This is a genomic window from Ignavibacteria bacterium (assembly GCA_013177855.1).
Classification (GTDB): Bacteria; Bacteroidota; Ignavibacteria; order Ch128b; family Ch128b; genus Ch128b.
Genome location: JABLYA010000001.1, coordinates 1,429,988 through 1,452,735, shown reverse-complemented (window position 1 = coordinate 1,452,735; position 22,748 = coordinate 1,429,988). Strand labels below are relative to the sequence as shown.

The following is a 22,748-nucleotide window of genomic DNA, read 5'->3' as shown; positions in this document are numbered from 1 at the left end:
AATCATTCAAATACTGTTCAGGACTTTAGTTCAGTAAAAAATTTTTCTTATAAAAATTTTATCAAATTACTTCCGTCTCCAATCTTCCAACATTTGAAATTTCCGCGACTAATTTATCACCAACTTTGACTTCACCAACTCCTTTTGGTGTCCCGGTAAAAACCAGATCACCTTCTTCAAGTGTGAAATAATAAGATAGATATTCCACAATTTCTTCAACAGAAAAAATCATATTTGAAGTATTATCACTTTGTTTTAATTCACCATTAACCCAGAGTTTAATGTCAAGCGAATTGGGATTTTCAACTTGATTTGCCGGAGTAAATTCTCCAAGAACAGTTGAAGTATCAAAGCATTTTGAAATTGTCCACGGATGCCCAAGCTTTTTCGCTTCTGATTGCAAGTCTCTTAGTGTCATATCCAGTCCAACAGTGTAACCAGCAATGTAGTTCAATGCATCAGATTCAGGAATTTTCTTCCCCGTTTTCCCAATCAATAAAACAAGCTCAGTTTCGTAATGAAGCGATTTTGAAAATTCTGGATAAACAATTTTATCTCCACTAAATATTATTGAAGATGAAGGTTTCAAAAAAATCACTGGCTTTTCAGGTACAGCGTCACCAAGTTCTTTAGCGTGTTCAAGGTAGTTTTTCCCGACACACGCAATCTTTCTAACAATGAATTCATTGGTACTTCCTTTGACAAAAACTTTTTTCATAAGAGGTCTCCTTTCAGATTTAGTTTGAAAAAAACAACAAAATTTCATCAAAAATAAAGCTTTAAGCCGTAAAAATTGTAAAGTTTCCTGTTTAATCTTTGCAGATAAATATTGGAAAAAATATCGAAGACCAACTCATATCCAGTAAAGAGGATTAAAGGATGAAACTAATCATTTTTAATAAACCAAAAATCCAGGAGGATCATAACTATGGGACAATATAATCTTAAATCATTTTTTGATAATCTCACCATTCACGAAACAAGTTATAGTTTCAGAAATGTAACTTTTCTGCCTGTAGAATTAAAAACCCCTCCGAAATTAACTTATAAATCTTTGAAATATGTCGTCTCAAAAGGGAAAGCTCAAGTAACAGAAATTAGTGAAGCTGGTAGCGTTCCCGAAGTAAAAATCATTAATAAATCAAACGAATTTATTTTAATCCCTCAAGGGGAACACCTCGAAGGGGCAAAACAAAATCGAATGGTTAATACATCAATTCTTATCGAACCAAATTCTGAAGTGATTATCCCGGTAAGCTGTATCGAACGAGGCAGATGGGTTCACATCAGTCCCGATTTCACTCCAGCTGAAGAAATGGTTGCTTATAAACTTAGAAAAGTCGTGGATGCTGATGTTGCAAAAAATTTAAAAAGACAAAGGGGATTTAGATCAGATCAATCAAGTGTGTGGTACTACATTGATAAGGATTTTGAAAAGGATGGCTTGCATTCCGAAACGCGTTCTTACTCTTATTATATGAAAGAAAAATTAAATCGAGAAAGAATGTATGATTTTTCAAGTTACGAACTACCCTCAAACATTAATGGTGTTGCTGTTTTTATCAACGATAAACTTATATCATTCGAATTTTTCTCAGATAAAAATTATTTCGCGGAAATAAAATCCAGACTATTGCGAGCCGTTTTTGTTGAAGCTCTGGATCATCCATTAAAAACTAATCTCCAAACAGACAATAAATTCATTTTTATGAGTAGAATTGGCGAGTTACTTGATCTCGAGCAAATTCATCAAAAATCAATTGGAGTTGGCGAAGATTTTAAGATTCTAAACGAGAACAAAAACATAAATGCAAGTTTCCTTGTCTACAATGACGAAGTAATTCATATGGTAAGTTTCTTCTAATTAATAGATCTTAACAAAAGATCATTAAATCTCAATCGGGTCGGGTGATAAACTTTATCCGATTGGGATTTTTATTTTTAATATCGAGTTGAATTTATAATTTGAGAGTGATATTGAATTCTGACTTTATAATTGTTTTCTAAAAATCAATTGATTTTCTTAGAAGACAAATTCGTGGAATTTAGATTAATGAAGGATATTATCAAGGCAGGTGCATTTTCAAATATTAATTCTAAAGTTTGAATCATATCTTGATTTCAATTGGATCGTTTTCATTTCGAACCACACGCCATTCATATTCAACGGGATCAAAAACAGTAATTTTTTCAAGAGGGACTTTCAAATATTTTCCGTGTGCTTCTACGGCAATTTCTCCGTCAGGTAAAATTATCTCTCCAGTTCCTTCAAAGATTCGATTATCATCTTTTGTAATTCTTCCAATAACTTTCAATTCTTGATTTAAATCAATCGGTTTTCTGAACCTGACATTCAATTCAATTGTTACTCCCCAGACCTCTTCTGTATAATGATTGAGTATTGCACGACCAATTGTTTCATCCAGAATTGCTGAGGCTATTCCACCGTGAAGTCTGTTAGGATAACTTTGATGAACTTCCTCAGGTTTGAAAATCGCTATCAATTCTTTCGTTTCCGAAACAAAAAACTGAGCTTTTAGACCAAATGGATTTTTTAATCCACAAACGAAACACAACTTAGAATTTTTTTGTTTGTCAATAATTTTGTGCGTCGCTTGAATTTTCATTTTCTTTTTCCTGTTCAGTATTACTCTGGATTGAATCGCTGGTTGAAGCTTCTTCCGAAGTGCTTTGTTCGCTAAGATCTCGCTGCAATTTTGATTTAAAGGAGATGTAAAGAAGCATTATAATTCCAGCCAGTACTGCTACATCTGCAAAATTAAAAATAGGAAGACTCTGATAAGTTCTTCCAAACAAACTGTAATCAAAAAAATCTATATGAATAAAATCAACCACTCTTCCATGAAGCAAGGGCGCATAACCATATAAAACACCATAAAATGTTCGATCGATAATGTTTCCCATTGCTCCGCCAAAAATCAAAGCTATTGCAAGTCTAATCTTAAAATCTTTATAACGAGATACATACAGGTAGTAAAGAATTAATAAAGCTGCAATTATTGTGAAGATTGTCAAAACAACTTTGAACTCTCTGCCGAAATCTATTCCAAAAGCCAATCCATAATTTTCAACATGAGTAATTTGAATAATATCATCCCAGACCTTGATACTCGAGTTAATCTTCAAACCACGATGATGAAAATTGAGAAAGGGAATTTTAAAACCTTTTACTAAAAGTTTGGTTGCCTGATCAAGTATTATAACAATTAACGAATAATATAAAACTTTCATTAAATCAATTCATTGCTTTTCTAATTTCTTCAATCAGGACTTCTTTAGGCACAAGTCCAATATGTTTATTTCTAATTCTCCCATTTTTATCAATAATAAATGAAGTTGGTATCGCGTTTATCCCGCCATACTTTTCATAAACCTCTTCTGTCCCAATCAAGATAGGATAATTGATTTTATATTTTTTGACAAAATCAGGAACGACTTGCATTGGATTTTGATCGACCGAAATGCCAATAACTTGAACATCTTTTATTGTTTTCTGAATCTCGATTAAATCTGGAATACTTTTAATGCAAGGCTGGCACCAGGTTGCCCAAAAGTCAAGAACAACAATTTTATCCTTAAAGTCAGATAGTTTTTTTGTTGAGCCATCAATTGATTTCAATGTAAAATCGTATGCTAAAGGCAGATTTTCTGGATTGTCAGGCTCATAAAGATTTTTCTTTGTTCCGGGAGGATATTGAAATTGTGGACCTTCGTCTTTGCGTGTATTATTTACTATGAAAAGAATAAGTATGATGACTAAAAATGTGTACCAGGATATTTTACCCCAATGAATTTTCTTCTTTTCAAGGTTCGTTCTTGTTGACTTTTGCTTTTTATCTTTCGCCATACTTCACTTTATTAATTAGTCTTCTTTATGTAAAAATAATAAACTAAAAACACAAAAGAGTTTTAATGTTTTGTTTACTTCAGAATAAACTAAAATTTTCTGAATATCCATTGTAAAAAAATAAATGAACAAACAAACAAAACATTTAAAAATTACCTGTAAGCTGCCTTATTAATATCATCAATCGATTTGAATGGTTTTGGTGGCTTAAGATATCTCTCTAAAAATTTATAAATCTTCAATCGTATTTCTTTTGCAGTTTTTGTATCCATTCGATCAAAGGAATGTCCACCTGGCAAATCTTTAAATATTTCGTATTCGAATTTTTTTCCTTCCGCTTTCAACGCACGAATCAAACTTTCAACTTCAAGGACATTTACATCTTCATCATTTGTATTTGTATGGATTAAAAGCGGTGTCTTCAATTTATGAACATTCCACACTGGTGATCTTCTTTTATATTCCTGAACATCCTGATCAGCCGGTTTACCGATATGATAATCAGCTGAAAATAATTCTCGGTATGAATCATCTTTATATCCCATTCTTGCAATTAAATCGCTTACAGGAACACCAGCAAAGCACACTTTATATTCATCAGGATGATCAAAAACTGCCATAAGAGCAATCAAGCCACCATGACTCCAGCCAACAATTCCGACTCTATCCTTATCAACAAATTCATAGTTTTCAATCATAAATTTTCTTGCGGCATCACAATCTTCAATTTCAAGTCCACCATAGTCAATCGACTCGTAAAACGCTTTACCATAGCCTGTGCTTCCTCTGTATTCAGGTGCAACAACAATATAACCCTGTGCGAGCATTTCTTTAACAATATGAGTATGATAAGTAGTGAAATTCGCGTGAACTCCTCCGTGAGGCAAAACAATCAAAGGATATTTTTTGGAGTAATCAATTCCTTTTGGGATAAAAACATATGACCAGAATTTCACCGGATTTCCAGCACCTTGAGCAGTTGGATTTTTCTCTTTCCATTTTGGTGGTCCTGTTAAAAAAACTTTATCAACAAATGCATAATCTCTAAGACGCTCGAACCACAAAACATCATCAATCCGTTTTTCAAGAATATCAAGTCGATGTTCAAGATATTCATTTAATCTTTTCAATTGATTGATTTCGTCTTCTTTGCTTTTTTCTTGAGAATAAGAAATTTGAAAAAGAAGAATTGAGACTACAAAAAGATTAATTAATTTTTTCATACTTACCTCTTAAATTACCATTTTTCGTAATGCACTCTTTCTTGTTTAAAACGACTTTCTGGTAACTTTTTTTCACCCGGATATCCTACAGCAATCATAGAAATTGGAATTACATTTTCGGGAATATTTAGTAATTCTCTCAACGCTTTAATTCTTGGTTCTCGCGGATAAATCCCCAGCCATACAGCGCCAAGTCCAAAGTTATGAGCAGCGAGCAGCATATTCTGAGTTGCAGCAGAACAATCTTGAACAATATACTCGATAGTAGCTTCAATTTCTTTATCACCACAAACGACAATTCCAAGCGGAGCTTCTTTTAACATATAAGCATAAGGATGTACAACAGAAATTTTATCAAGCAATTCACGATTTTGAATTACAATGAAATGCCATGGTTGTTTATTTCTTGCAGATGGAGCCTGCATCCCAGCTCTCAAGATTTTTTCAATTAAATCCTGGGAGATTGGTTGAGAGGTGAATTTACGGATGCTTCTTCGAGTTAAGATTGCCTCCCACAAATCCATTTTTCACTCCATTTTTTTCAAAGTTAAAAAAGTAAAATGGCAGACTAAAACATAATGAAGAAAATTTTGGAGGATTACAGCGACTATGTTCATAAAAAATTGGTCCAAAAAGATAGGAATAACCAATGATTACCTTGAAAAGGCAAGCATTAAAATAAATGGAATGTTAGAACAAGATAAGTAATTCCAAAATCGAGCGACGCTTTAAGTTTTGACAATAAACTAACAAGTTTTTTCAAATATAGATTTATAGATTGGATCAATTATAATAAGGTTGTCACCCTAAGTCTTTCGAGAGTAATGTGATCCTGAGTTTGTTGAAGGGAATGTCGCCCTGAGCTTATCGAAGAGTCAATTTAAGCTTTGTCTATAAAAACCATTGTAATCGAAGCTTCCAGCTTCGTCACTGAAATGTTTCGAATAAACATAGGTTCGATTAAGCTTCGACAGGCTTAGCATTCATCCTTTCAACACCTTACCCTGAGCTTGCCGAAGTTTCAATTCCACAATGGTTCGATTATGCTTCGACAGGCTCAGCATTCATCCTTTCAACACCTTACCCTGAGCTTGCCGAAGGGTCAATTCCACATTTGTTCAATAAAAACCATTGTAATCGAAGCTTCCAGCTTCGTCATTGAATTGTTTCGAATACGTATAGGTTCAATTATGCTTCGACAGGCTCAGCATTTATCCTTTCAACACCTGCCCTGAGCTTGCTGAAGGGTCAATTCCACATTTGTTCAATAAAAACCATTGTAATCGAAGCTTCCAGCTTCGTCATTGAAATGTTTCGAATACGTATAGGTTCGATTATGCTTCGACAGGCTCAACATTTATCTTTTCAACACCTTACCCTGAGCTTGCCGAAGGGTCAATTCCACAATGGTTCGATTAAAACTCAAACAGACAAAGGCTTCTTGTGTGAGTTTTGCTTGTTTCAATTCCACAATGGTTCGATTAAAACTATTGTTATTAGAAATAATCTCAAAAATGTAAAGGTGTTTCAATTCCACAATGGTTCGATTAAAACTTGTATTAGAAATTTAGTTATTGAATTAAACAATAAGGGTTTCAATTCCACAATGGTTCGATTAAAACTCTGTTAATACTGAAAAGGTTGTTAATTCAATAATGTTTCAATTCCACAATGGTTCGATTAAAACCCGTTAGATGTATACAAAGAGAAACTCGGGATTATCGTTTCAATTCCACAATGGTTCGATTAAAACAAGTTAAGGTTGCCTATATTTAGCAACCAAGTCCCCGTTTCAATTCCACAATGGTTCGATTAAAACTTCCAAGTGTAACAAGTAACACGGATAACAGGACAATGTTTCAATTCCACAATGGTTCGATTAAAACCCGGCTTGCCTATATGGAAATAGAAAGGAGTTCTGAGTTTCAATTCCACAATGGTTCGATTAAAACGTAGAAGAGAGTGTCCCAGTGGAATTATGGGACTTGGTTTCAATTCCACAATGGTTCGATTAAAACGATTGAACGAAATTTCAGAAAATGGGTCGATAATAAGTTTCAATTCCACAATGGTTCGATTAAAACATTATGGGACTTGCGATTTAGAGTTGCGTATATCTCGTTTCAATTCCACAATGGTTCGATTAAAACGAAAGTTGCAGTTATGGAGTGTCCGTTCGATATTAAGTTTCAATTCCACAATGGTTCGATTAAAACAATTGAGAAGATAACAGATTACGATACGGATTTAACGTTTCAATTCCACAATGGTTCGATTAAAACTAAGTTAAAAGTTAAGTTAATGCAGTGGAAAGTAATAGTTTCAATTCCACAATGGTTCGATTAAAACGTTGGTGGGTATCAGTTTGATGGGGTTAATGATTATGTGTTTCAATTCCACAATGGTTCGATTAAAACGAAGACAATAATTTCCAAGAGATACAACGAAATTCAGTTTCAATTCCACAATGGTTCGATTAAAACTCTACAATAGTTACTCCACAAGAGCCTAAGACAAGTTTCAATTCCACAATGGTTCGATTAAAACAGGTTTAGAATGAAATATTACATTATGATTAACAATCTGTTTCAATTCCACAATGGTTCGATTAAAACTGTTGTAGTAGAAGAAACAAGGCTTTAAAATCTTAGTTTCAATTCCACAATGGTTCGATTAAAACTTGGGTTTGTTGCTGGTTATGATTGGTCTATTAATACGTTTCAATTCCACAATGGTTCGATTAAAACTTAGGTGGTATATATCAGCTGGTTGATTAATAGCCTGTTTCAATTCCACAATGGTTCGATTAAAACTTATCAATCTTACGCAAATTTATTAGGAATTAGAAAGTTTCAATTCCACAATGGTTCGATTAAAACTGATTTTTTGAGTGGTAAAGTAGCTGATTGGCTTAGGTTTCAATTCCACAATGGTTCGATTAAAACACATTTTAACTATTGGTTTTGGGGAACCTGCAAATAAGTTTCAATTCCACAATGGTTCGATTAAAACTCTATCGGAGTTTGTAGACATCTTTGATCAGTTAACGTTCCAATTCCACAATGGTTCGATTAAAACGTTTGCCCTGTATAACTTAAAAATCTTGTTTGAGCTGTTTCAATTCCACAATGGTTCGATTAAAACCATAGTTGTAGACCGAGAGAATGGCGGTAAGTTGCTGTTTCAATTCCACAATGGTTCGATTAAAACCTGTTTACAGACCTAAAATTAATAGTTATGTATTGTTTCAATTCCACAATGGTTCGATTAAAACTTGGAGGCCAACCATTAAAGAACTGGCAAGTTTCGCGTTTCAATTCCACAATGGTTCGATTAAAACAAAGAAGGAGATACAAAATGGCTCTACAGATAAATCCGTTTCAATTCCACAATGGTTCGATTAAAACACCTTCCGATTTTTGGGACCAGTATAACAAAAAATTGTTTCAATTCCACAATGGTTCGATTAAAACATTTCTTTTTGTTTTAAGTATAATAATAAATGCCCCGTTTCAATTCCACAATGGTTCGATTAAAACTTTCGAGCCGTATGTTCGAGGAGCAAGAGCGGAAGTGTTTCAATTCCACAATGGTTCGATTAAAACTTAAAACTTTGTTTATAAAAAATATAAAATTTTTTCTGTTTCAATTCCACAATGGTTCGATTAAAACTTCAATAAGAATATTTTTTAAATGTGTATTAAAAATTGTTTCAATTCCACAATGGTTCGATTAAAACCAATAACGAACCTGCTTCAATAAAGCCTCCAAATAAGTTTCAATTCCACAATGGTTCGATTAAAACGCCCAAGCGATTAGTAAATATGTTGATGGACAGTTTCGTTTCAATTCCACAATGGTTCGATTAAAACTTTAATGGACGAGTCTGCTTTTATTTTGAAGAATTAGTTTCAATTCCACAATGGTTCGATTAAAACGTCTTGCTGTTTACGATCATAATGGCAATGTTATTAGGTTTCAATTCCACAATGGTTCGATTAAAACTTACTTTGGTCCATTTTAAAAACTCCTGTGCTGCCGTTTCAATTCCACAATGGTTCGATTAAAACTAATGCTTTCATTTATGTTCCTTGCGGGACTTATGAGTTTCAATTCCACAATGGTTCGATTAAAACGAATTTAGAATTGTTAAGCAAACTTAAAGAACTTCCGTTTCAATTCCACAATGGTTCGATTAAAACGCAATTCAAATTGCTCTGATTTTCGATATAGAAGTCGTTTCAATTCCACAATGGTTCGATTAAAACGAGTTTGATAGAGATAGGTTAATAGCAGTGACTAAGTTTCAATTCCACAATGGTTCGATTAAAACTCAACTACTTTTTTGAAGTAGTCAAGGTCTTGATTAGTTTCAATTCCACAATGGTTCGATTAAAACAACCATTAAATGATTTCTTGAGGAACTTGGGTTGCAGTTTCAATTCCACAATGGTTCGATTAAAACTCTTTATAAGGCTTCTAAGGCTATCGTCGATAGCCGTTTCAATTCCACAATGGTTCGATTAAAACTAACCTGACTGTTGGGGAAGTCATCACAAAGATGACGTTTCAATTCCACAATGGTTCGATTAAAACTTCTCTTGAATAAATTTTTCGGCATCGATTAAAATCGTTTCAATTCCACAATGGTTCGATTAAAACTGATGGCGGCAAAAATAAAATAAATTGATAATAACGGTTTCAATTCCACAATGGTTCGATTAAAACAATATAGCGCCAGATAAAAAACCGTGACTGGCCAAGTTTCAATTCCACAATGGTTCGATTAAAACGTGGGCAATAACATTAAAAAACGGCCCCGCCAGTCAATGTTTCAATTCCACAATGGTTCGATTAAAACATAAAAAACAGTTGGCAGCTATTGAGCGACAGCTGGCGTTTCAATTCCACAATGGTTCGATTAAAACCTTCTTCCATTTTTGTCTCCTTTAGTTGGTTTTTTTGTTTCAATTCCACAATGGTTCGATTAAAACGCCATTCATTCCATAAATCCCTTTCGTGCCAGGCGTTTCAATTCCACAATGGTTCGATTAAAACATACAATCAGGAAGTGGATTTATTAATTAATCTATTGTTTCAATTCCACAATGGTTCGATTAAAACGTTAAAAGTATTAAAAGGTAGAAGTCATCCTCCTTTGTTTCAATTCCACAATGGTTCGATTAAAACTGAAGATGACTATTTCTTCGTTGAGTGTAAAAATGTTTCAATTCCACAATGGTTCGATTAAAACTTCTTATACGGCCTATCAGCACCCCGCTGGTTGTGCGTTTCAATTCCACAATGGTTCGATTAAAACATATAATCAATGTATAGATTTATTAATTAATCTATTGTTTCAATTCCACAATGGTTCGATTAAAACACTTAAAATTATTCTAAGGAATGGTGATAAGAAGATGTTTCAATTCCACAATGGTTCGATTAAAACTCAGAATTTCCTTACAAAAAAATTTTTAAAAACTATGTTTCAATTCCACAATGGTTCGATTAAAACCAAAAACAAAAACGGAGGTTAAAAATGTCCCAAAAGAGTTTCAATTCCACAATGGTTCGATTAAAACAATAGGGATGGCCCTGGCTAAAGTCATCCCTGAAGAGTTTCAATTCCACAATGGTTCGATTAAAACGTAAGTAGTACAAATTTTGTAAAACATAGCAAAACTGTTTCAATTCCACAATGGTTCGATTAAAACCGGGCGGGATTTTCGCTATCATTACAGGTGGTATATGTTTCAATTCCACAATGGTTCGATTAAAACCCCCGCACCTGGCAAATTAAGTTAAGTTGGGGGCAAAGTTTCAATTCCACAATGGTTCGATTAAAACAGTTTCAAACATATTTGAAACTGATGCCCCTTATTCGTTTCAATTCCACAATGGTTCGATTAAAACCATCCCTGAAGAAGATTGGAACAAAGTAGTAACCGTGTTTCAATTCCACAATGGTTCGATTAAAACCCGCATTGAAATTGTTGCGAATATTTCTGCAAATTAGTTTCAATTCCACAATGGTTCGATTAAAACAGCTCAGGATACGGGCCGAATTTTATGTATCATTACGTTTCAATTCCACAATGGTTCGATTAAAACCTCTTTCACACTTCACACTCTTAACTATTCGCATTCGTTTCAATTCCACAATGGTTCGATTAAAACGTAGAACAATTTTTAATTCCATCGTCTAAAATATAGTTTCAATTCCACAATGGTTCGATTAAAACTTATCAGCGTGACTGAAAATGGGTTTGTTGTGGGTTAGTTTCAATTCCACAATGGTTCGATTAAAACAAAAACAAAAACGGAGGTTAAAAATGTCCCAAAAGAGTTTCAATTCCACAATGGTTCGATTAAAACCCAACCTTAATTTAACCACATTGCAAACATAAATTGTTTCAATTCCACAATGGTTCGATTAAAACTACAACATTAATTCGGCATCCGATTAGTTCGGTCTCGTTTCAATTCCACAATGGTTCGATTAAAACCACCGCCAGTTATTTCACGGCTGGCTAAAATTCCTGTTTCAATTCCACAATGGTTCGATTAAAACTAACCACGACTGGACAAAACACAGGCACATGTGCCCGTTTCAATTCCACAATGGTTCGATTAAAACGATTCATCGATGCAGATATTGCGGGACGGCTCTTAAGTTTCAATTCCACAATGGTTCGATTAAAACCAAGCCTCTACTGGTCGGATGACAAAGAACAACTTAAGTTTCAATTCCACAATGGTTCGATTAAAACCTAATCAGGGCGTACTGTGCTTACATCGGTGCATAATGTTTCAATTCCACAATGGTTCGATTAAAACCAATTGGCTTAATAGGAATATAAGTTGGAAATTTCTTGTTTCAATTCCACAATGGTTCGATTAAAACTTGTTGATTTCTTCAGGGGTTGTAGTAGAGGCCATCGTTTCAATTCCACAATGGTTCGATTAAAACTCGGTAAGTAGTATGCAAGTTCTGGATGCTGGAAGTTTCAATTCCACAATGGTTCGATTAAAACTGATATTTATAAAGCAATTGGAAAAGATGTTTCATTGTTTCAATTCCACAATGGTTCGATTAAAACACATAAGATTATGTGAGAGTTACGGCATGGATTACAAGTTTCAATTCCACAATGGTTCGATTAAAACCGGATGAGAGCTGGCTATCACATAAAATTGTTTAACGTTTCAATTCCACAATGGTTCGATTAAAACAGTAAAAAAGTTGCAAATGACTTTAAAAGAATTCAGTTTCAATTCCACAATGGTTCGATTAAAACCAAATAACTACATTCTAACTTATTTAAGTTATTTAGTGTTTCAATTCCACAATGGTTCGATTAAAACACTTGACAAGTTTAATCTGTAATATTATATTGCAAAGTTTCAATTCCACAATGGTTCGATTAAAACCATTCAAATATAATAAAATTAATAAAAATATCACAGGTTTTTGTGGAATTTGTATCGTCAATCACCGATAGTGCAAAATTTATTGGGTTGCGACGACTCATATTATTGTATCTAGATTACTTTTCTCTAAACCTATTATCCCCCTCTCAAAGTAATTTTTAGAATCAAACACATAATAAATGATTGAGTCATATTTTTTATCAATCAACTGTTCAATTTCTTTTTTTAACTCCATAAAAGAAGCTTCTGTTATATCACCCTCAAATACTGAGTTTTGCACCCAGTTTAATTTTTTTCTTAAAAATTTTAGAACCTTTTGCCCTCTTTTGGGAGCTGCATCATAAACCAATATGACATACATTTTTTACCACCATATTTTAAATGATTGATATTCTTCGGCATCCAGTAAGTGTTTAATCAATTTATAACATTCGTATCTTATTAAGGTTTGATAGGATATTGATCTATTAAGTTTTCTATGTTTAATTGTCGTTGAAAGTTTTTCGTCGTATTCTTTAACGAATATTTTTCTTCCGTTTTCGTTTAATAAACAACTATTCAAATGAAATTCGAAATCGTCCTGTTTTATTATGTTTTTGTTCAAAAGTGCAAATATTATTCTATCAACAATTAAAGGTTTAAATACTTCGGCAATGTCTAATGAAAGAGAAAATCTTCTTTCTCCAGGAGTATGCAAATAACTGATAGTTGGATTTAACTGATTCCTGTAGATCTCACCGAGTACCGTTGTGTAAAGAAGGCTATTACCAAATGAAATTAAAGCATTAACTGGATTTGATGGTGGCTGCTTTTCTCTTTTCTGGAAGTCTATCGGTTGATTAATTATTAAATGCCAGCTTTCGTAATAATTTTTTCTTGCGCTTCCTTCAATGCCCATCAATTCTTCAACTGATTTTACTTCATCAACTTTTTTTAATGCATTGGTAAGATAATCAATAAAATAAGAGAGATCTTTTTGACGGTTGTTATAGTATTGCAAGTTTTTAATCATATTAAAAAGTGAGCCTCTGATAAACTCTTTAGCAATTGTAAGTCTTTTCTCTTCATCTAAAAAATGTTGCACCTGTGCAATGAGCAATTTACCTGAAACCTGTGTCTCTCTCGGATAAAATGTCCCTGTGTAAAATCCGTAATAATTGAAAATATGAAGCGGGATCTGGCTTTGACTAAGGAAATTTAGGAATTTAGTATTAAAACGATGCTCACCAAAGCAATATATACTGTCAATCGATTCGACAGGAATGAACTTACGAGTTTTTGCGTTTTGATTTTCTTTTTCATCTTCAATTTCATCGTTATCAATTAAAAATTCTTCTTCAGGGATATTAGTCAGATCAGTTTGCTCAAGGAGTTTTGAGGGCTTCTGAGTTTCCTGATTTATAAATGGTTCAAAGCAAATTGTGTTGTCTTTTCTTTTTAAAATACCGTTTGTGAATATGTAAAAATTCTTTTTCATAAAAATCCCAAATTAAACATAACATAGTTCAAAGTAAGAACATTTACGACAATAAGATTTTCTTATAACTTTAGGTGGTTTTTTCTGATTAACCAACAGATGAATTTCTTTTATAACTTCATTTAATTTTTCTTCATCTTTTTCGGTTAGTTCCACTTTAATTAACCTTTTTAATTTTGGATAGTCAATAATGCCTTTTACATTATGAAAGCCCAATTCTTTTAATCTGTAGATATAAAACTTTAATTGCCAGATGTGAAGCTCTTCCATTTTGTTTGTTTTTTTGATTTCGTGGATTGTGTTGGTGTTTTTATCAAAGAAATCTAATACAAATTCAAAATCTTCTTCTACAAAATGGAGTTCGTGTTGTTTTCTTTCGTATGTTGATTCTGAAATGAATTTTCCAATAGCAACAAGTTCGCTTGTGTGTTCCATCAATATATGGTGAGCAAAAAACCATAGATGTCTTTTACAATGAAAATAATAATTGATATGTGTGCCTGTAATTTTCATTATAAGAATTGTGTTTCAATTTTAGTTTCTATTTCTTTTTCTAATCCAATCTCTTCAGAATAATTTGCATCGGTCAGGTAGATATCTCTTGTCCACCTTTTTAAGCGGTTCAAATTGATTTCATCAATTTCCTCTGAAGTAAAATTATTACTGATCCATCTTTCAAGTTTCAATAAGGGATTTCTCTCGCGCATTCCGATTACATTTACCACATATCTTGAAATAATGTATTCTTTAAAGAGTGTAAATATTCTTTGAGAATTTCCATAATTGTTGAAAAATTTTAATATATCATCTTTAAGTTGATCCAATTTTATTTTGCTTATTACTGAAGTAGATACCATTGGCCTGAAAATTTTCTGAGCTTCTTGCCGACTTTCAGCCATATATCCAGCATCAAGGGTGTTCAAAGTTTTATAAAACTCCTGTTTATAATTGCTCTGATCATCTATTAAAGAATAGAGAGCATTAGTAAGTTGATATTTGTCGTATTCAGATAATGAGAAATTTAGAGTACTAAAATTTTGATTTCTTTTTCCTTTCTTCCCTTTTGATTTTGAATTAAATGTCGAAATGTTATCAAGATCATTCTTAAAACTATCTTTTGTCTTTAGCCTACTGTTTTTGTACTCGAAATAACTTTTAGCTACTGGAATTATGTCATTAAGATTATCAGCATCAACATTTTGAAAGAGTTTGATAAAAACAAGAATTAAAGTCAGTTCAAGCAACTCAGAATTATAGACCTTAGAATTGCCCGATTCATATTTTTCTTTAAAGAGAATAATATTCACATTTGGCGGACCTTCATAAGTATAATTTTCTCGATACCTTCGCAATACTCTGCCCATTCTTTGAACAAGAACATCCATCGGTGCAAGTTCGGTGTAAAGTACATCTGCGTCAATATCAAGAGCGGCTTCAATTACTTGAGTAGCTACAAGAATTTTACCTTTATCTTCGTTTTCTGTTTTTGGATTGGAAAATTCCCGAGTCAATATGTCTTGTTTCTTTTTCCTGTCATCAAAAGTGAATCTAGAATGCAAAAGGTACAAATCAATTTCATTATTTATTTTTTGTTTTAACTTATAATAAACATCCTGAGCCTGTTTAATTGTATTACAAATTACAAGAACTCTTTTGTTTCGCCCCTGTTCAATTATTTGATTGATGAGCTCATCAGGAAACGAAAAATCTACTTTATTATCGTTAGTTCTGGAATTTTCAATTTTGATCAATTGTATTTTATGCTTAATCAATTTTTTGAATTTATATTCTTCGATATCAAAGAGATCAAGAATTTCAAAACCGTTGAGGGTTAATTCTTCCACTCTTTTTTTCAATTCAACTTTAATGAACTCCGGGAATGTAGCTGTCATTAAAAGAACATTACCCCCCATTTTAATTATATCTTCTACATATTTTACAACAATCGCTGATGCTTTAGGATCATAGGCTTGAACTTCATCTATTACAAGATTTGAATAAGCAAATGTTGAATAAATTTTTTCAAAACCAGGTGGACGTAGAGAATAGGGAAAAAACTGATCACCCGTTGAAATATTAACAGCAAAAGCTAATTGCCTTGCATTATCGTATAATTTAATGCTGCTTTCTTCATTTTCCTGTTCAATAAGATAAACATCAGCATCTGAATGAAGAATCCCTACTCTCTCGGTTTTATCTGAATTAAAAATATTCTTTGCTCTCTCAAAAATTTGTTCAACTGCAGCTCTGAACGGAAGAGTATAGAAAAACTTTTTGCCATTGGACCAAAGAAATGCGAATTCAGTTTTACCCATACCCGTGGGAGCAATTAATATTGTGTTTTTATCAATACAATGATCAATGTATTTTAGTTGCCAGAGTTTTTGACCATTAAACTTATTTTGTATTAACGCTTTTATTTGATCATATTCAATGTTGCTGATTTCTATTGGATAATCCATATTATCTTCTTCGCAATATGATGCGAAATGGTCACATCGCATTAAGTTGCCTGCAATCAAAATCCAGTCTTTCTTTTTATCCTCAGAAATATCAATTCTTTGCGGCAGGAAATACAACTGATAAGGTGGAATTACATAATTAACAAAAGGTAATTTATTGGCTAAACCCTCAAGCATATATTCATCAAATGCAATTAATGTATAATCAATATTTTCAATTTTATGCATTTCAGATTGCAAATTGTGAATCAATTGAGCTTTGAAATCATCAGACTTGCTTTTAAGTTTTTGAAATTGATCACTGCCATACCTGATTAAATCCTCAAATTTATCTCTCCAATGATGAAATGCAACAGCTGATAAAATAAATTTTTCATAATCTTCATTTTGTATCAGTTCTCTTAATTTTTCTTTATTCACAAGTAGAGTAGAAAGAATTGAATGATCAATATCGACCAATGCATCAAATGGTTTATAATCTCTATTCCCAAGTTTTCTTCTTTGAAAGGATGGCAAGACTTTTCCAATATCATGGAGAATAATTGCAATTCTTATAGGTTCATGAAGTTCTTGAGGAATAAAGTCTCTTAAATTTTCAAATTTGCTTAAGAGGTGTTCTGTGTGTTCTCCGAGCGTAATAATTCTAGCTTCATTATTATCAGCAGCTCTTTTTATACTTTTTGCCCAGATTGGGAAATGATGGTTCATTGTAAATCCCCCAAAAAGATTGGCATTGGTTTTGGAAAGCCTGAGTTCAAATCTAACAAGATATTTGTCTTATAAATTTTTCCATCATTTAACTTAGCCCTTATGTAAGAAAATTTTCTTTTTCCATTCTTATTAAAAGTGGTTTGATAATTTTCAATTTCAAAGAAAACAGGAAGATTATAAATCAATCCTTGAAATTGGTTATAATCAATCAATTCATCATTGATTTGAAAAATTCTTTCGGGAATCCAGAAGAAAATTTCATAATTTGTATCAATTCTTTTGTATGCGAGTTCAGATACATCAATTAATTGTGGTAAATCTTCAAAGACAATCCAATCCTCGGCTCTGCCGAGATGTAAAACTTCAAGTCTATCAATAGGATTTAGAATTTTCTCTTTAATTGTTTCTAAAATAATTTCATCCTTATGAAAAAGGTAAATTATGAGATGAACATCGTTAAGGATATCGATAGTCATTGGAGATTGACCACCAAAATGTTCTATGTGCCCGCCAAAAATTCTATTATTTACCAACCCAAATCGATCTTTGTGACTTTCTTTTGAGAGATTACGAAACCATATTTTTTCAATTGTTTTTGTTTCAAACCAACCCGCTATTGAAATTTTAAGATTTTTAATTCCATCAACAAAGAGACTATCCGACTGATCTTTCAATCCGAGAAGGTTAATTAAAAGACCAATGACAGTTGAATAAGGAGGTATTGGGTAAGTGTGCCTCCTTTGAACTGTAAATGGTATTCGATAATGCGCCTGAGGCTGGTAAATTTTAATTCTTAATATTTTCATAGTTCGGTCCTCTATAAGCTTTTATTCGAGACCGATATCAGCTAAAAAGTCATCCCAATTGTCTGTCAATCTGCTGTCGCTTATATTAACATTAAATCTTTCAGAACCCATCAAGAAAATTTTATTAGAGTTAAGCCAGGCATTTTTCAAACAGTCTTTCAATCCGATTACTTCGAAACCACCATTGGTTCTAATGACATCAATAAATGGATGAAAAACTGGCGAAGGGATTTTAACACCGCTTGCAATTACAAATAGTGGAACGATTGTGTTTAATTCTCCGCTGGATTGAGCATAAAGTCCATTTTTTATTGCATTTAAAATATTTTTAATTCTGGCTCTTTTCTGATCATCGTTTAAAATGAATTTTACTTCAAAAACATTATCACTCAAATTTTTAATCGAAAGAAAGCCATTGCTGTTACGGTAAATCCTGGAGTCATTTTCTTCCCTTACAAACTCTACATCAAAAATTTTTGTATTCTCTCCTAGATTAATCTTTAATTTATTTTCAGAATAGTTTGGTTCAGAAGAAATAATCCACCTATCAATTCCAAAGCATTCGCTATCAATTGTAAAGCTTAATTTGTAAAAAGAACTATGCTCTTCTTTGTTATATGGGTTTGGATTAATATTTAAACCTTTTTCGTTTGCTCTCTTCACAAGGTCATGATTTGCATAAAATGCCAAATCCTGTTCATAACTATTTAATGATATAGCTTTAGTAATGCCAATTGGTGCTTTCCTTGTAATTGAACTTTCACCAGATATTGTATACATATAACCAAATGCGTCAAGCTCTGCGCTTGTAAGAATATCATCCTGTGTGAGATCAAATTGTATTACATTTTGACCGGTTGTAAGAGCTGCAGGTTTCCAATTTTCAGGGAAAGCTCTGAGTAAAGTTTCAAAAAGATAATGCCTTATAGCAACTTTGCTGAGGAAAGATTTAGTTTCCCCGTTAATATTCATCTTTTTTATTGATAGGATATTGCCCCCGATTTTTTCATCTCTATTAAGTGCAGATCCTTCAAAAATGATTGTTAATGTGACATTTTTAATTGAGTTTGACATTGTTATTACTCCTTATTGTATTGTTTGTTCTTCTTCCTGCCCTATTACTCCGGCTAAGAACGAGAAGATGAAAATTTTGAACATTTCTTCTGAGTAATAAGGTTTAAATACTTCGGTTAATACAATTGGGAAATTTTCTTTAGCTGAAATGAATATTCTCAAAATACCATAAAACACATCTTCTTTTCTACCAGCTCGAGCCTGTTCAAGTAAACGATAGCCCATATTTTTGAACGCCTCTGCTATGTTGGAATTTTTCCGAAGTTTATACCCATATTTTTTTAATCTTTCTATCAACTCTGATGATTTTTGACCTTTTACATATCTAAGCAAATTATAATATTCTTTATCTTTAGTATTTTCATAAGCTTCTTCAAGGAGAGACTGAAATTCATCGTAAGTGTTATTTAGTTCTTCATAAAAACTCTTAAAAGCAGCAAGAGAAAAATTTCCTAACTGAATTTGATTTTTTAATTCCTGTAATTCCATTTTTGATTCTCCTTTAATTTTTCTTCAATTATTGAATAGAGTTTAAAGAGTTGGTCAGCTAATGCAGAAAGGTTTTTTCTGTTCCGTTCCATCTTTATTGTATTATATATAAACCCTCTGTCAGCTTCGTTAATTTCATTTTTATCTTTTAATCCAATTCTTAAAAATTTATAACCATAATCAATCAAATCAGAATATTTTTGATCTAATACTAAATTAAGAATCTTGCTTTCACCTATAGCTGCTAAAAGAGCAGAAATATCTCTATCTGAAATTAAGTTTGAGACTTCGGCAGGTAATGAAAAGAAATCTATTTTATTATCAGTTTTTATTACGACTTCAATATTTAAGGCTAACCATTCGCTCAAAAGAGTGGATAGTCTTCTCGAATATTCAATTATGGAAATGGCTAATAATTCTCGAACTGATGTTTTACTTGCATTAGATTGTCCATATAAACTCCTTATCAATCGATTTAATTCATACATTAATTTGAATGAAGGTGCATTTATAAAAATTTCCGACCTATCAGAAAGTTTTGTATACGAAAGATGATGATGAATAAGCAAAAAAGTACAAAGGTTACATATATCAAGGCTTTGGTCTAAATTCCATGCCCCATTTGGAAATTTATTAAGCGAAGGACCAAGCAAACGATTGTAAACCATTTCAAACTTTTTGATTTTCTCAATAAACTGTCGCCCTGCATCTTTACTGATAAGTTTTTGTAATGCTGTATTATCTAAATTATATGCGTTCCCACAAATATGACAATTGCCTGATTGATTAAGATGGTCAAAAAATGATTCAACAAATTTTATAAAAAATTCTTTCTGGTTACCATCCGTATCAATGAAATTTGGATAAAACTTGTTATTACCTTTAAGATTTATAATTTTTGCTTGATCAAAGTAATTTTCAATATCGATATTTTGGAAAATGTGTCTATCCATTATTACTAAATTGTCTTCAAACTCAAAAAAATCTGGTTGTGTCTGAATTAGTCCAACCACACCCGCATTATAAAGCCAGTTTGAAGGATATAAAATTATTTTATCATTCATTTGTCACCTCCAGCATCCCGAAACCCTGACTTCTTCTTGCACCAATCCCGACATCGTAAATTAATTGTAGAATTTCGGGATGACTTTTTATTTTGATTTTACCTTTGATACCTGTGTTCCATTGATTATAATGCCAAATTGGAATTGCTCTAACCGTGTCTTGAACTAATTCGTAATCAAAGAAAAAATCCCTTTCATAATTCAAAAATTTTTTCACTATTTCCTTGATTAAAAATCGTAATCCTTCATCAAATCCTTCGTCATCTGGAGTGAGATAAAGATCGTATTGATTACCATTTACATCGATATGACAATTCTTATTTGTTATCAAAATTGCATCCATTGTTCTAAAGGTAATTTCATCTTTTTTAATTCTTTTTAATGGATGAAAAGTGATGGTCTTTAAGGATACAGAATTTTCAAAAATCGGATAAGGTGAATTTAGAATTGAAAGCATTCCATTGTAGATTTTTGATGCAAAACGATAATCATTTGTAGATATATTTAATATTGCTTCATCTCCCACTATAAATTTATCATCTTGAAATTTCGGGCTATGGGGGAAATAAACGCTAAATGTGAAAGGTTTTATCTTATAATTGCCTTTATAGTAGATATTATAAAGTTGAGGATCTGCTATTGAAATTGCGTGCTTAATCAAAGAGGCAAAGCCTCTCCGATAATCTTTTGGCAGGTTGCTCTCTTTTAATTGAAATAAAAAACTTATTCTCATAATTGGCCTCATTTAATATAGAGTTGAAGTGTTGAATTTTTTCCATTTTCGCCCTTTATTTTTCATTTACAATTTAAATTTTCCGATTTAAATATTCAACAAGGCTAAAGGCGGATTCTATTCAAATAATTCAAAATCAATGAATTATTCTCAAAGGTCACAATGCTTAATCGTTTATTTGGTAAAATTAAATGTATTTTTTTGTTTTGTCGTTAAAACTTGACTAATAATTCCTTTGACATTATAAATAATCAATGCTATATTTGAAAAAAAAGTATCACAATCAAAGGAGCGTAAAAATGAAAAAGTTATTTTCAATATTCGTCGTTTTCATTTTATTCCATTCTTCTTCATATGCTTGCTTTGACACTTATCTCTTCCTTAAAAAAGCATCAATGGTCTATCCTTATAAATCATTGGTGATGGAATTAAACGGTGAATACTCATTCACCAGATTCAACAATCCTGCTGAAGATATGTTTTTCACAATGGGAAGTCTTTACTATGGACTTGCTAAAAATTTCTCAGTGCAATTCACACTTGGATCAGGTGAAAAACCCAGAGGCGAATTCAATCTGGATGCTTATGCAGTAAGAGGTGTTTATAATATTTATACATCTTATCAATATGACTATAATTTCAATTTAATAGTTGAGCATCGCGGAATTTTAAATCAAAGAGCTAATGAACTTGAAGTTTCTACTCCATTTATTTACTACAACAACGATTTTACATATGTTATTCATCCAACAATGAGCTACGGATATAACTCCGAGGACCTCACCATCGGTGGCCACTTAGGGCTATTCTATTCTTTCAATCAAAATAGTCTTGTTGGAATTGGTGCAGAATATGCAAGTGTCCAGAGCAGCAGTTATGGTGGACAGAGATTAACGGAAAGTGAATTCTCAACAAGTTTATTTTTCGGAACTTATTTAGGAAATAGAGTCTACTTGCAGAATGAGTTTGCTAAAGGCATCTCTAACTCACGAGACTTTGGATTAGCCATAACAACAAAATTTATTCTTAATTAAATCAGATCTTTTTTAATTAAAAAGCTAAAAATCTCAGTTGGAGGTAATTCTCTGGCTGAGATTTTTTGTTTTTATTCAAAGGTTTTTTCTTTCAGAACTAAAAAACAAATCATCACAAATCGGAACCTTTGTTAGCATATTCACCATTCTTAAAATTAATCTGTTACAAACACCCTCGTTCAAAGAGTATTATTCTAAAGCATATCTTTTTTCTCTGCATTTTTGATCTCAATTCTCATCAATCTAAGTTTAAGAGACTATAAAAAATTTTAATTTCTTTTTAATTATTTTTACAGAGATGAAGAAAATCTCAAAGTTTATTCTTCAAAAAAAATTTTTAACAAAAAGATATTACATAACCATCACTTTAGTG

17 protein-coding genes and 1 CRISPR repeat array are annotated in these 22,748 nt (G+C 32.2%); of the genes, 2 read left to right on the top strand and 15 right to left on the bottom strand.

The window, feature by feature from the left end; translation table 11 throughout:
• Positions 1-61: 61 nt before the first annotated feature.
• On the bottom strand, positions 62-718 hold the full coding sequence (locus HPY57_06105) for a fumarylacetoacetate hydrolase family protein (GenBank protein ID NPV11349.1): 657 nt from the start codon (positions 716-718) through the stop codon (positions 62-64).
• Positions 719-928: 210 nt separating this feature from the next.
• Between HPY57_06105 and HPY57_06100 the strand changes: the two genes are divergently transcribed.
• Complete coding sequence (locus HPY57_06100) at positions 929-1,864, top strand: hypothetical protein (protein ID NPV11348.1); 936 nt, start codon at positions 929-931, stop codon at positions 1,862-1,864.
• Positions 1,865-2,108: 244 nt separating this feature from the next.
• Here HPY57_06100 and HPY57_06095 read toward each other — a convergent pair whose 3' ends face one another.
• From HPY57_06095 to cas6, 14 genes are all read right to left on the bottom strand, one after another.
• Positions 2,109-2,627 carry a PaaI family thioesterase gene (locus HPY57_06095; GenBank protein ID NPV11347.1) on the bottom strand — a complete coding sequence of 173 codons (519 nt, stop codon included), beginning with the start codon at positions 2,625-2,627 and terminating at the stop codon, positions 2,109-2,111.
• Positions 2,596-3,252 carry a signal peptidase II gene (locus HPY57_06090; protein NPV11346.1) on the bottom strand — a complete coding sequence of 219 codons (657 nt, stop codon included), beginning with the start codon at positions 3,250-3,252 and terminating at the stop codon, positions 2,596-2,598. Before HPY57_06090 ends, HPY57_06095 begins: the two co-directional genes overlap by 32 nt.
• A gap of 4 nt (positions 3,253-3,256) precedes the next feature.
• A complete protein-coding gene (locus tag HPY57_06085) occupies positions 3,257-3,868 on the bottom strand; it encodes a TlpA family protein disulfide reductase (GenBank protein NPV11345.1) in 612 nt (203 codons plus the stop codon).
• Between the two features lie 152 nt (positions 3,869-4,020).
• Positions 4,021-5,091, bottom strand: a complete 1,071-nt coding sequence (locus tag HPY57_06080) for a S9 family peptidase (GenBank protein NPV11344.1) — start codon at positions 5,089-5,091, stop codon at positions 4,021-4,023.
• Positions 5,092-5,105: 14 nt separating this feature from the next.
• Positions 5,106-5,615: a nitroreductase family protein gene (locus HPY57_06075; protein NPV11343.1), complete on the bottom strand. Its 510-nt coding sequence runs from the start codon at positions 5,613-5,615 to the stop codon at positions 5,106-5,108.
• 868 nt (positions 5,616-6,483) lie between these two features.
• A CRISPR array of direct repeats spans positions 6,484-12,525; the repeat unit is 30 nt; unit sequence GTTTCAATTCCACAATGGTTCGATTAAAAC.
• A gap of 97 nt (positions 12,526-12,622) precedes the next feature.
• Positions 12,623-12,886 carry a CRISPR-associated endonuclease Cas2 gene (gene cas2, locus HPY57_06070; GenBank protein ID NPV11342.1) on the bottom strand — a complete coding sequence of 88 codons (264 nt, stop codon included), beginning with the start codon at positions 12,884-12,886 and terminating at the stop codon, positions 12,623-12,625.
• A gap of 3 nt (positions 12,887-12,889) precedes the next feature.
• Entirely contained in the window at positions 12,890-14,002 is a 1,113-nt protein-coding gene (gene cas1b, locus HPY57_06065) for a type I-B CRISPR-associated endonuclease Cas1 (protein ID NPV11341.1), read from the bottom strand.
• A gap of 12 nt (positions 14,003-14,014) precedes the next feature.
• The gene (cas4, locus tag HPY57_06060) at positions 14,015-14,515 is read right to left on the bottom strand and encodes a CRISPR-associated protein Cas4 (protein NPV11340.1); all 501 of its coding nucleotides are present in this window, start codon (positions 14,513-14,515) and stop codon (positions 14,015-14,017) included.
• The gene (gene cas3 / locus HPY57_06055) at positions 14,515-17,172 is read right to left on the bottom strand and encodes a CRISPR-associated helicase Cas3' (protein NPV11339.1); all 2,658 of its coding nucleotides are present in this window, start codon (positions 17,170-17,172) and stop codon (positions 14,515-14,517) included. Before cas3 ends, cas4 begins: the two co-directional genes overlap by 1 nt.
• Positions 17,169-17,981, bottom strand: coding sequence for a type I-B CRISPR-associated protein Cas5 (gene cas5b / locus HPY57_06050; protein NPV11338.1), 813 nt, complete (start codon positions 17,979-17,981; stop codon positions 17,169-17,171). Before cas5b ends, cas3 begins: the two co-directional genes overlap by 4 nt.
• 21 nt (positions 17,982-18,002) lie before the next feature.
• Positions 18,003-19,055, bottom strand: a complete 1,053-nt coding sequence (gene cas7i, locus HPY57_06045) for a type I-B CRISPR-associated protein Cas7/Cst2/DevR (GenBank protein ID NPV11337.1) — start codon at positions 19,053-19,055, stop codon at positions 18,003-18,005.
• 12 nt (positions 19,056-19,067) lie between these two features.
• Complete coding sequence (locus HPY57_06040) at positions 19,068-19,544, bottom strand: hypothetical protein (protein NPV11336.1); 477 nt, start codon at positions 19,542-19,544, stop codon at positions 19,068-19,070.
• On the bottom strand, positions 19,526-20,608 hold the full coding sequence (locus HPY57_06035) for a hypothetical protein (GenBank protein ID NPV11335.1): 1,083 nt from the start codon (positions 20,606-20,608) through the stop codon (positions 19,526-19,528). Before HPY57_06035 ends, HPY57_06040 begins: the two co-directional genes overlap by 19 nt.
• Positions 20,601-21,341, bottom strand: coding sequence for a CRISPR-associated endoribonuclease Cas6 (gene cas6, locus HPY57_06030; protein ID NPV11334.1), 741 nt, complete (start codon positions 21,339-21,341; stop codon positions 20,601-20,603). The genes HPY57_06035 and cas6 overlap by 8 nt, the downstream gene beginning before the upstream one ends.
• Before the next feature lie 299 nt (positions 21,342-21,640).
• Between cas6 and HPY57_06025 the strand changes: the two genes are divergently transcribed.
• Positions 21,641-22,375, top strand: a complete 735-nt coding sequence (locus tag HPY57_06025) for a hypothetical protein (GenBank protein NPV11333.1) — start codon at positions 21,641-21,643, stop codon at positions 22,373-22,375.
• The last annotated feature ends 373 nt before the right edge of the window (positions 22,376-22,748 follow it).